Annotated in this window: 10 protein-coding genes; 3 read left to right on the top strand and 7 right to left on the bottom strand. The window is 37.2% G+C overall.

Annotation, left to right across the window (positions count from 1 at the left end):
* Window positions 1-208: 208 nt before the first annotated feature.
* The 5 genes from GOQ16_RS00740 to GOQ16_RS00720 all read right to left on the bottom strand — a co-directional run bounded on the left by GOQ16_RS00740 (window position 209) and on the right by GOQ16_RS00720 (window position 6610).
* Complete coding sequence (locus GOQ16_RS00740; RefSeq protein ID WP_160066936.1) at window positions 209-1993, bottom strand: acyl-CoA dehydrogenase FadE; 1785 nt, start codon at window positions 1991-1993, stop codon at window positions 209-211.
* A gap of 89 nt (window positions 1994-2082) precedes the next feature.
* Window positions 2083-3258: an acetyl-CoA C-acyltransferase gene (locus tag GOQ16_RS00735; protein WP_160066934.1), complete on the bottom strand. Its 1176-nt coding sequence runs from the start codon at window positions 3256-3258 to the stop codon at window positions 2083-2085.
* A 59-nt stretch (window positions 3259-3317) separates the two neighbouring features.
* On the bottom strand, window positions 3318-3683 hold the full coding sequence (locus GOQ16_RS00730; protein ID WP_160066932.1) for a four helix bundle protein: 366 nt from the start codon (window positions 3681-3683) through the stop codon (window positions 3318-3320).
* Between the two features lie 35 nt (window positions 3684-3718).
* A complete protein-coding gene (locus GOQ16_RS00725) occupies window positions 3719-6145 on the bottom strand; it encodes a 3-hydroxyacyl-CoA dehydrogenase/enoyl-CoA hydratase family protein (protein ID WP_160066930.1) in 2427 nt (808 codons plus the stop codon).
* Window positions 6146-6163: 18 nt separating this feature from the next.
* A complete protein-coding gene (locus GOQ16_RS00720; RefSeq protein WP_149913914.1) occupies window positions 6164-6610 on the bottom strand; it encodes a MarR family winged helix-turn-helix transcriptional regulator in 447 nt (148 codons plus the stop codon).
* 287 nt (window positions 6611-6897) lie between these two features.
* Here GOQ16_RS00720 and GOQ16_RS00715 point away from each other — a divergent pair, with 287 nt between their 5' ends.
* A complete protein-coding gene (locus GOQ16_RS00715; protein ID WP_160066928.1) occupies window positions 6898-7860 on the top strand; it encodes an isopenicillin N synthase family dioxygenase in 963 nt (320 codons plus the stop codon).
* 40 nt (window positions 7861-7900) lie between these two features.
* Here GOQ16_RS00715 and GOQ16_RS00710 read toward each other — a convergent pair whose 3' ends face one another.
* The gene (locus tag GOQ16_RS00710; protein ID WP_160066926.1) at window positions 7901-8257 is read right to left on the bottom strand and encodes an MmcQ/YjbR family DNA-binding protein; all 357 of its coding nucleotides are present in this window, start codon (window positions 8255-8257) and stop codon (window positions 7901-7903) included.
* A 14-nt stretch (window positions 8258-8271) separates the two neighbouring features.
* On the bottom strand, window positions 8272-8823 hold the full coding sequence (locus GOQ16_RS00705; RefSeq protein ID WP_160066924.1) for a thioredoxin family protein: 552 nt from the start codon (window positions 8821-8823) through the stop codon (window positions 8272-8274).
* A 129-nt stretch (window positions 8824-8952) separates the two neighbouring features.
* Here GOQ16_RS00705 and GOQ16_RS00700 point away from each other — a divergent pair, with 129 nt between their 5' ends.
* Entirely contained in the window at window positions 8953-11655 is a 2703-nt protein-coding gene (locus tag GOQ16_RS00700; protein WP_160066922.1) for a TonB-dependent receptor, read from the top strand.
* Window positions 11648-12538, top strand: a complete 891-nt coding sequence (locus tag GOQ16_RS00695) for a GLPGLI family protein (RefSeq protein ID WP_240140935.1) — start codon at window positions 11648-11650, stop codon at window positions 12536-12538. The genes GOQ16_RS00700 and GOQ16_RS00695 overlap by 8 nt, the downstream gene beginning before the upstream one ends.
* The last annotated feature ends 29 nt before the right edge of the window (window positions 12539-12567 follow it).

Here is a 12567-nt window from a genome sequence, read left to right as displayed (position 1 = left end):
AATATAAAAACAAAAAAGAAAAAGTCTACTAGTTTTATAGATTTTATATACTTTATTATTTAACAAATTGATTATCAATGATATAATTTTTCATTATTAACTATAATAATATTTTAATAACCAAGATTTAACCCACAAATAAGACTGTTAGCACAAAAAAGCCCGCTAAGAAGCGGGCTAAATCAATCAACTTAATTAAAACTGTTATTTAAAAACAATACTTATTTTCTTCTATTAATTTTCGTGCAATTCGTTGACGAGCTTCTTTCACATTGAAAGGTTGAGCTTTGGTAAATCGGCGTATACCAACTAACATCATATTTAATTCATCACCTTCGCCGAATGAATATAATGCTTCTTTTGCTGCCACATTAACTTTATCAATAGTAGTATACAAATACACACGAGCCATATCCGTTGCAAGAGCAGCTGCTTCCTCCCCTTTTGTATGGTATAATTTCTCCGCACGCAATAGCACAGACTCTGCAACATACACGTAACCGATAATATCCGCTATATTCATTAAAATCTCTTGTTCTTTCGACAACGACATCATCAATTTTTGAACCGCAGCACCTGCCACCAACAAACCTGCTTTTTTAAGATTAGCGATGACTTTTTTCTCCGCTGCAAAAGTTGTTTCATCTTCTTCACCAAAATCTGGAATAGACAGCAATTCACCAGCCACCGCTTGCGCAGGTCCCATTAAGTCTAACTCGCCTTTCATCGCACGTTTCAACAACATATCAACCACCAACAAACGGTTTACTTCATTGGTACCTTCGAAAATTCGGTTTATACGAGAATCACGATACGCTCTTTCCATCGGTGCTTCAGCAGAATACCCCATTCCGCCATAGATTTGAACGCCTTCATCCACCACATAATCCAACATTTCCGAGCACCAAACTTTGATAATCGCACACTCAATAGCAAATTGTTCTACGGATTTTAATTTAGCTTTTGCTTCATCCATTCCCCCTGCTACTAATGCATCGTATGCATCATCGATGTTTTGTCCAGCGCGATACGTTGCAGATTCAGTAGCAAAAAGTCGTATTGCCATTTCAGCTAATTTGTAACGAATAGCACCAAATTTTGAAATCGGTAAATTAAACTGCACACGCTCATTTGCATAATTCACCGCGCGAGAAATAACTGCACGTGCAGAACCAATCGTAGCAGCACCCAATTTTATACGCCCAATATTTAGAATATTCACAGCGATTTTGAATCCATTTTCGCGCTCCGAAAGCATATTTTCGACCGGAACAGGGCAGTCGTTAAAAAACACTTGACGTGTCGACGATCCTTTGATACCCAATTTATGCTCTTCTGGATTCATAGTGATACCACCAAAATCTTTTTCTACAATGAAAGCAGTTAGATTTTTATCGTCATCAATTTTGGCAAAGACAATGAAAATATCTGCAAATCCACCATTTGTGATCCACATTTTTTGACCATTTATCAAATAATGTGTTCCTTCTGCATTCAACTTCGCTGAAGTACGACCTGAGTTCGCATCCGAACCCGAATTTGGCTCTGTCAAACAATAAGCTGCTTTCCATTCACCTGTGCCTAACTTCGGAATATATTTAGCTTTTTGGGCTTCATTTCCATAATACAAAATTGGCAATGTACCAATGCCTGTATGAGCTGATAAAGCTACCGCAAAAGAAAATCCACCACCTACCGCATCCGTAACCAGCATCGATGTGTTGAAATTCTTACCAAAGCCACCGTATTCCTCTGGAATGGACACGCCCAACATGCCCAATTCACCTGATTTATCCAGCAAACTTTGCATCAACCCTTCTTCTTGTGCATCAATGCGATCCAACTTATTTAGTACTTCCGTATCCAAAAAATCCAAACAAGTCTGACGAATCATCTGTGCTTCTTCATCAAATTCCTCTGGAATAAAAATATCTGTGTATGCAGTTTCTTTAATTACAAACTCCCCGCCCTTGATTGATGCTTTGTTACTCATAGTTTTTAATTTATTAAGGAGAAAAGAATAAGTCTTAATATCTTATTCTTTTTATCATAATTTATAATCTTTAATGTTTGCCCTCTAATCTAATCCAGCAATTCAAAAATTCCTGCTGCACCTTGTCCCGTACCCACACACATGGTCACCATGCCATATTTTCCACCGCGTCGTTTCAGTTCATTCAAAACCTGCACGGTTAATTTTGCTCCAGTACATCCTAATGGGTGACCTAAAGCAATAGCACCGCCATTCACATTGATTTTTGATTCATCCAAACCTAACTCACGGATAACTGCCAACGATTGTGAAGCAAAAGCTTCGTTCAATTCGAACAAATCAATATCTTCTTTCTGCAAGCCAGCCATTTCCAAAGCTTTTGGAATTGCTGCAATTGGTCCAATCCCCATGATGCGTGGAGGCACTCCTGCTACTGCATAAGAAATTAATTTTGCGATTGGTTTTAAGCCAAGTTCTTTCACTTTTCGTTCGGACATCACCAATACAAAAGCTGCACCATCTGAAGTCTGGGAAGAATTACCTGCCGTCACTACTCCGTCTGCTGCGAAAACCGGTCTCAATTTGGCCAACGCATCTAACGTTGAGTCCACGCGAGGACCTTCATCTGTATCAACGACATATTCGCGTGTTGCCATTTTTCCATCTTTGACATAATTTTCCTTGATTTTAATCGGAACGATTTCATCTTTGAAAACACCAGATTTAATGGCACCCACAGCTTTCTGATGTGAATTCAACGCAAAAGCATCTTGATCTTCACGTGAAACATTAAATTCATGCGCGACAGCTTCTGCAGTCAATCCCATTCCCCAGTACCAATCAGGATTCTCCTTTGCTGTCTTAGGATTTGGAACTATCTTCCACCCACCAAATGGCATCCCTGACATCACCTCTGCTCCACCAGCTATTATAATATCCGCCATGCCAGTTTTAATCTTTGCTGTCGCTGTCGCAATAGTATCTAAGCCCGATGCACAATAGCGGTTAACTGTTACACCTGGAACTTTGTCGGTATCTAATCCCATCAGCGAAATGAAACGCGCCATATTCATACCTTGCTCTGCCTCGGGCATCGCATTACCGACGATGACATCGTCAATTTCTTCTTTATTTAAATTGGGCACTGATGCCACTAAATGTTTTATAACTTCTGCTGCTAAATCGTCTGCACGCATGAATCGAAAACCACCTCTCGGCGCCTTCGCTACTGCCGTACGATATCCTGCTACTATATATGCTTCCATTTGTTGAGATTTGAGATTTGAGACAATAGATATGCGATAATAGATGTTTTTCTACTTCTCTATCTTAGTTCTTCATTTCTAAGTTTATTGTGAAATCCAAAAATCATTTTTTGAATTTCAATTAATTGATTACATATTTCAACGGATTTTTCAGAATCCAACAATCCTAACTTACTTGCAATTAATACTTGTGTATGTAATTCATAAGCTGAACCATTGGCAATTCCTAGAAAATGGATAAATTCTTTAATCGAATTTCTCCCTGCTCCCTCAGCTATATTTGAGGCAATGGATACAACAGACCTCTTTATTTGAGACGACAAACCATATTTTTCATCCGATGGAAAATTTGCAACCATATCATAAACAACCACTGATAATTCAATAGCTCTATTCCAAATTTTCAACTCGAGTAAATTATGCATGTCTAATGTCTCAAATCTAATCTCTCATATCTCCCTCAATTCCTCAAAGGTTTACCTTTTGTCAACATATGCTGTATACGCTCCAATGTTTTGCGCTCAGCACATAATTCCAAGAAAGCTTTGCGTTCTAAGTCGAGTAAGTATTGTTCCGAAACTTCCGTTGGTGCGGAGAGATCGCCTCCACACATTACGTATCCCAGTTTTTCGGAGATTTTCTTATCATGATCCGAAATATATTTACCAGCTCGCATAGAATCCGAACCTACGTAAACAATACCCAAACCTTGATTACCCAATACTTTGATATCCGAACGTGGAATAGGCTGTACATAACCTGCATCTGCCAACTCAATTGCTTTGGTTTTTGCGTCAGCTAATAAACGTGAACGATTCATCGTAATCGCATATTTACCTTTTTGCAAATAACCTAACTCGAAAGCTTCAACAGCCGAAGTTGATACCTTCGCTTGGCCAATAGTCAAGAATCGATCTTTTAGCGTATTTTGTACAATCTGATCGTCTTTGTATTCATTCGAAGCGCGTAAAGCAAATTCTTTCGAACCTCCACCGCCGGGAATTACACCAACCCCAAATTCAACTAAACCCATATACGTTTCCGCGTGTAATTGCACAAAATCAGCGTGCATAGAGAACTCACAACCACCACCTAAAGTCAATTGAAATGGAGCTGCAACTACAGGAATTGATGAATAACGAAGACGCATCGCTGTATTTTGGAACATACGTACAGCCATATTCAACTCATCGTAATCCTGCTCTACCGCCATCATAAATATCATACCTATATTTGCTCCTGCGGAGAAATTTTTCCCGTCATTCGAAATCACTAATCCACGGTAATCTTTTTCCGCAATATCAATTGCTTTGTTGATACCTTGAATTACATCACCTCCAATAGTATTCATTTTGGTATGAAATTCACAGTTGATAATTCCATCCCCCAAATCGATGATTGAAACTCCAGAATTTTTCCAAATCGTTTTCGAGTCACGGATATGGTCTAATACGATTAAATCTTCCGTACCCGGAATTGGTTTATACGATTTGCTTACTATATCATAATAATGGCGAACACCATTTTCTACTTTATAAAAGCTCTCAGCACCCGACGCCAACATATCATGCACCCACTGTGCTACTTCACCTGTTTGACCTGGAAGGCGTTTTTCCTCTGACTGAATCTTGCTTAAAGTTTCACGAACTCCCAAAGCATCCCAAACTTCAAAAGGACCTATTTCCCAACCGAAACCCGCACGCATCGCATCGTCAATACGGAAAAAATCATCCGTAATCTCAGGAACACGTTTTGAAACATATTCGAACAAAGGGTAATGCATAGCGCGAAAAAGTGCAGCTGCTTTATCTGTACCTTGTTCGTATACTTTCATGCGTTTGCGAATATCTTCTATGAGCTTAGTCGCCTCCAGAGTGGAAGACTTCACTTTTTGTTGCGAGCCATATTCTAAGGTTTTCAAGTTCAAAGACAAAATTTCAGAACTGCCGTCAGCAGCTTTTACTTTTTCATAAAAACCTTTTTTTGTTTTTTCACCCAACCATTTATTTTCTACCATCTTGGTGATGTAATCAGGCAATTTGAATACACCTTTCGACTCGTCATTTGGTGCATTTTGATCCAAACCATTAGCCACGTTGACTAAAGTATCCAAACCAACCACATCTGCAGTACGGAAAGTTGCCGACTTAGGATGTCCCATCGCTGGACCCGTGTATTTGTCGACTTCTTCGACTGATAAATCCAACTGATCCACCAAATGTGTCAAAGCTAACATCGAGTAAACCCCAATACGATTGCCAATAAAGGCAGGAGTGTCTTTACACAACACAACTGTCTTGCCCAACATCTTGTCACCAAAGTGCATTAAGAAATCAACAACTTCTTGTTTAGTGAATGCTGTTGGTATAATTTCTAACAATTGCAGATAACGAGGAGGATTAAAAAAGTGTGTGCCACAAAAATGAGCTTTAAAATCATCCGATCTACCTTCATTCATCATATAAATAGGAATACCAGATGTATTAGAAGTGATTAAAGTTCCTTGTTTGCGGTATTTTTCGACCTGTGCAAACACAGACTTTTTAATATCCAAACGTTCGACTACAACTTCGATAATCCAATCAACCTGCGAAATTTTGGACATATCATCCTCAAAGTTTCCTGTCTGTATTCGCTTCGCATAAGATTTGCTAAATAGAGGCGCTGGATTAGATTTTATTGCGGTATCAAGTGATGTATTAACAATACGATTTCTTACCGCAGCACTTTCTAATGATAACCCTTTCGCTTCTTCGGCGGGAAGCAATTCCTTTGGAGGAATATCCAAAAGCAACACCTCTACACCAATATTAGCAAAGTGGCATGCGATACGCGAACCCATGACCCCCGAACCCAACACTGCTACTTTTTTAATGCTTCTCATCATAAGTTTATATTTTTTTGATTACTCTTCAACCATGACTTGTGGTTCATATTTATTTGCCAAATCATTTAATTTAGCAAGCATTTGTGCTAACTGTTGTCTTTCTTTCTCGGTAAATTGCGCATCCAAATATTCATTGAAGCCTTTCACGACATCTTTTGCAATTTTTCGTTTCTCCACCCCCAAAGGAGTTAAAAATACCTTCACAGAACGTTTATCTTGTGCGCTAGCTTCTCTGTAAATGAAGCCTAAACTTTCCAAATTCACTAACACGCGTGAAAGCGATGTCGTCTTTACACCTGTCAAAGTTGCTATTTGTGATACAGGTGTTCCCTCTTTGTGAATATTGATTAATATATACCCAGCTGCCTGCGTAAAACCATACTGTGTAGCTATTGCATTATATTTATTCGCTACAGTTTGCCAAGCGGCTTTTAAAAAATAATCAATTGTTTTATTCTGGCTCATAGTCAATTCGGTAAAATGGCTAACCTGCATTTATTATGCATGCATAACAAATCTATAGATTAGAATTTAATATTTCAAGAATTATGTTGTTTTTTTAATAAAATTGTGTCTGAAATTGATTAAATACATCATTGGTTAATAGATATAATCAGCATCAAGGCAAAATGTGGATAACTTTTATGCATTGATTATCTAATAATTAGCGCGAATATACGATAGGTTATAAACATAATCAATATTGTATATGCGAATAATGCTTTAACTTTGTGAAAACAAAAAGCAAAAATATGGCATTAGTGAATATTCCTCGTCTAGATCTACATGATTATACTCAGGGGTCTACCGAGCTTCGCGCTCAATTTGTACAAAATATCGGTAAAGCATTTAATGAGACCGGCTTCGTAACAATTGCTAATCATGGACTTAGCCCTGCGTTGATCGAGGAGCTTTATGCTGTCGTAAAAGCTTTTTTTGATTTACCGCAAGAAACAAAAGATAAATATGAATATCCGGAGTTAGCTGGCCAACGTGGTTATACTAGTAAAGGCAGAGAAAAAGCCAAAGACGCTAAGGTTCCAGATTTGAAAGAGTTTTGGCAGCGTGGTCAAACTATTATAGGCGAAGAGTACTCAAAAGCGGACTTCCCGGACAATCCATCTGTAGCTGAATTACCTAAATTTAACGAGATAACTGCCGAAATTTACAAGAAACTTGAAGATGCTGGGCGTAATCTGTTGAAAGCCATTGCTTCCTATTTAGAATTAGAAGAAGATTATTTTGAAAAATATGTAATCAATGGTAATTCAATACTGAGAGCTATTCACTATTTTCCTATCGAAAATCCAGAATCTATTTCTGATGATGCCGTTAGAGCAGGTGCGCATGAAGACATCAATTTGATTACTTTATTAATTGGAGCTAGTGCTGATGGTTTAGAAGTATTAACGAAAGATGGACAATGGTTTCCAATAAAAGCTAAAGGAGAAGATATTGTTGTGAATGTGGGAGATATGTTGCAACGCTTAACGAACAATAAATTGAAATCAACTACACATAGAGTGGTGAATCCTCCTCGTGAATTGATGAAGACATCACGCTATTCTGTGCCATTCTTCTTACATCCAAAGGCAAGTATGAGCTTAGCATCATTAGATTCATGTATTTCGGAGGAATATCCAAAATTATACGAAGACTATACAGCAGGTCAATATTTGGACGAACGCTTAAGAGAAATTGGTTTGAAAATGTAATATAACTACAAAAGGCAATCTTGAGGATTGCCTTTTGTAGTTATAAAGTTTCTCGAATACTTTTAGGAAGGGATTTGACCACTAAATCAAAGCTATGATCAATTAGATCTAATAACTGTTTAGGGTTCAATTCTCGACCAAGAAAAACCGTATTCCAGTGTATTTTATTCATATGATATCCTGGAAATATAGTTTGATCATATTTCTCACGTAGTTCAATTGCATATTCAGGATCACATTTCACGTTGAAACTCAAATTCTCCACTTGATCCAACCCGATTAAAAGAAACACTTTACCTGCAATTTTGAAAACAAGCGTATCAGGTCCAAAAGGTAATTCTTCAGTGACCAATTGATGCTTTTCTAAGCAATGCGATCTAATATCTTCAATATGCATAGTAAAATTATGTACTAAGATAAAAGTTTTATGATATCATTTTGAATTTCAACACCTTTATCTTCATTATACCACTTTTGAAGAGATTCTTTCATAGCGTTGAATTCAACACCTTCTTCTTTCCAAAACAAATATAACTCTTGGAGTTTTTGAGGACGCGGTCCCCAAACGGCTAAATCATTATTATTTGCATCTCGTATAATCAGCTTAGGAATAGACTTTCCCCCATTTGTTAAATAATTCTCAATCATAAAAGGCTCCTCGTCACGCAATTGAATATCCAACTTGATATTAGCATTATTCTCCACCATATTAATCAATTGTGGAACTGAATGTGCTGCATCACCACACCATGGCTCCGTAATAATAATCCAAGTTTGTGGCTCTTGTATTGAAGAAATTACAGCTTTGAGCTCATCGTTTGGCTCAAATTTATTAAGCCAACGATTGGTTCTTGACCAATTTAGTTTGGCATAATTGTAATAATTTTCATCTTGATAAACAGGATATTGCTCAGGATTTAAGATGATCTGCTCGAAATAATTTAAGTATTCTTCAAAAGTCATATATCAGTGTTTTAAGCTTAAACAAAAGTACTTTTTTACGAAATATTATTTGTCATAAATTTGTTGGTTCTCGATTAAACCTTTTTAAAAAACTACCATCTAAGACCCTAATACCATAAACCAATTTTAATGAAAAGCATCATTTTTACCTTTCTTGGACTTCTGATTTCAAGCTTGAGTATAGCACAATCAAATTTAAATGGGAAAATCCTCGATAAAGCGGATAATACCCCCTTAACAAATGCAACAATTATATTACTAAATCAAGATTCGATCTTACAATATCATACCAGAGCGAATGAAAACGGAATTTTTGAATTTAAGAAAATTAAAAACAACGATTATATAGTCATAATCTCTTACCCCAAATTCGAATTGTATTCTCAACCAATCCAACTCAACAAGAATACCACATTAGATAATATTCTACTGAATTCTCAAGCTAATTTGATAGAAGAAGTGGTTGTGACAGGAAGAATTCCAATTCGTATTAAAGGTGATACTATCGAGTACGATGCGGGCAGTTTCGAAACGGAGAAGAATGCTAAATTAGAAGATCTATTGAGAAGGCTTCCGGGGCTTACAGTTTCTGGTGATGGTGCAATCACCGCTCACGGAAAATCAGTTGCTAAAGTATTGATTGATGGAGAGGAATTTTTTGGTTATGATCCTAAAATCGCAATTCGTAATGTCCGCGCTGATGCGGTAGACAAAGTTCAAGTGTATGAACGTAAGTCTGAACAAGCTGAGTTAACGGGCATCGATGATGGTCAGCGTATTCAGACGTTGAATGTCGTGCTCAAAGAAGAAGCACGGGTTGGTGTATTCGGCAACATCGAAGCTAACCTCGGAACGGAAGAATTATATACAGCCAATCTCTTTGCTGCAAAGTTCAACCGAACAGAACGCATTGGAATCACCGCTAACACCAACAATATGGGCGCATCAGCGGGAGGGCGTGAAGGTGGATTACGCATGAATAGCCAAATAACAGGTGAACCAAAAAATTCATCTATTGGAGCTAATTATGAAAATCAGTTCTTTAGCAAAAAGCTAAACGTGAACGCCAATTATAATTTTAATGACGCAAGCAACCGCAACGAACGTGATAGCTACAATAAAGAGATTGTTTCTAATGATCAAATCCAAGAGACAAACAGTAGCTCCAAAAATGAAAATGCTAACCAAGGGCATAACTTTAGATCACAATTTAGATGGCGTATAGATTCGACGTCCAATATGGAAGTACATTTAAATGCACGACAAAATCAAAGTACAGGCTTTAGTAGCTCGGAGAGTTTTATGCTTAACAATGCGACCGACTCTGTACGTGACTTTACGAGTTCTAACCGCAATTTCGGAGACAATCTTTCCAACGATTTCCGAATAAATTATCGCAAACGACTCAACGCCAATGGAAGATCGATTAATATTCACGTGAGTAATGACATGAATCAGTCCAACCAAGAAAGTGAAGTCTTTCAACGCACGTATTTACACAAAGACAATAGAGAAACAATCGTCGATCAGACAAGGATAAATGAATCTGATGGTAATAATTTTTCTACACAATTGCAGTTTTCTGATCGTATTACCCAACAAATGTATTACTCTATAGGCTATAATTTTGGGTACAATAAAAACAAAAATAAAATTGATGCATTTAATAATGATGGTGGGAATCAAACAATTGACGAACAATATTCACAAAATCTAATAAATGAGTCTAGCAATCAAAGCGTCGTAGCAAATTTGAATTATAATACTGAAAAATTAAATTTCTCTCTTTCAAATCGCACGAACTATAGAGATCAGGGGATAAATGACTCTTACCGAGATATTGATCTTAGCAGAAGTTTTTGGGATAATGATTTAAATATTAATGGTAATTATAGAATTTCTAATCGAAAAAATCTATCTGCATCTTACCAAAATAGTTTTGATGTACCTTCATTTGGACAATTGCAACCATTGCAACCACAAACTTCACCTATCTTTTTACAATTAGGAAATCCAGATTTGCAGCGAGCTGTGAACAATAATTTCAGGTTGAATTACAATACTATGAGTCTTTTAAAAGGCACAAGCTGGAATTTAAACTCTGCAATAAGTTTTAAAAACAATCCAATTGTAAACAAACGAACTGTAACTGACACTTTGACCACAAGCACCTATGTCAATGTAATGGGTAGATCGAGTTGGAATGCAAACTTAAATGCAAACCACGGCAGACCTATATTTGACCGTAAGGTGCAATTGAATATTTTTTCAGGAGCGAATTATGGAAATGGATTTACATATACACGCTATTCGGAAGATGGTTCACGAAACGATCAGGGGCAGTATGAGCTAAACAATACGCAAAACGCATCTGTTTTTACAGGATTTAGTTTTAATGAACAAGATTCAAAAGGTTTGGACTATGATTTTAACTGGCGTGTGAATGTAAATAATCAACGTAACAGCCTACAACGTGATTTGAATTACACAAATTTAAGTACTGGCGGATCAACTTATTTACGCTACTTTTTACCAAAACAGTTTAATATTACCACACACATAAATTATAGTGTAGAAGGACCAACCAAGTTTTACAACAAATCTATTCATCAATTCTACACAAACCTGGAAATGAGCAAGAAGCTATTAAAAAATCAAAGTTTAGTAGCCAGCGTAAAAGCATTTGACATATTCAAAACATTCAATACAACAAATAGAAATGTCTCGGATACACAATTCTCTGAATCAACACAATTGATGTTGACACGATACTTTTTATTTGGTCTAAAATGGGATTTTAACAAAAACTTAGGAAAGAAAAACAATGAATAAGCTAATACTAACATTTATATTATTAATCTGCTGGGGGCAGAGTGATGCACAGTACGCCTATTTCGGCACAAGAGGTAAAATTTCATTTGACAAAGTCACGTTCACCAAAGCTAGAGTACGCAGCATGACTCAAAATGCGGATCCAAATATGATGATGCGATTTGGTGCTGGAGGCGGATTTAATTTGGATAATATGCCCGAATCGACCACACAAAAGTTGATGTTATATTTTGATGAAAATAGCACCGTATTGACAGTAGACCCTTCGGCCGAAGAAACTGCAACACCAAATAATTCGGGCAATAGAGCTGTTGTGAGAGCTGGCGCAGGTGGCGGTAGAGGTGGAAATATGGGCGGTGGAAATTTTAGGATGAATGCTGGTGGCGGTGGAAATATGCCTCGAGGTAGAATGAATAACAATTCTAAAGTTTTTCATCAAAATCTAAAAGATGGCACCAGTAATGTGCAATTGGAAATCGACGAAAAGTACATCATATCTGACAGCCTCAACAATATTACATGGCGATTCACCGACGAATACCGAGAAATTGCAGGTTTCGAATGCCGAAGAGTAAATGGTTCTACACCTGATTCCCTTTATTTAGTCGCATTTTATACGGATCAGATTCCCGTTTCAGCGGGACCAGCCTTAAGTAGTGGACTTCCGGGCATGATTATGGGATTAGCAATACCGGAAATGCATATTCAATATTGGGCTACTAAAGTGGATTATACCAATGATACTACACCTACAGATTGGAAAGACAAAAAAGCCAATGCATTGACGTTGGATGATTTTGTCAAAAATTTTGGCAGAATGTTTCAACGTGGACGTGACAGTAATACGGCAAAAAGGCAAATTCAAGAACAATTAATTTACTAATCAAAGACAATTTGTCACACTATTGTGGC

The organism is Sphingobacterium bovisgrunnientis, from assembly GCF_009829085.1.
Lineage (GTDB): Bacteria > Bacteroidota > Bacteroidia > Sphingobacteriales > Sphingobacteriaceae > Sphingobacterium > Sphingobacterium bovisgrunnientis.
The sequence above is the reverse complement of the archived record's forward strand: the minus strand, read 5'-3'. Positions and strand labels throughout refer to the sequence as shown.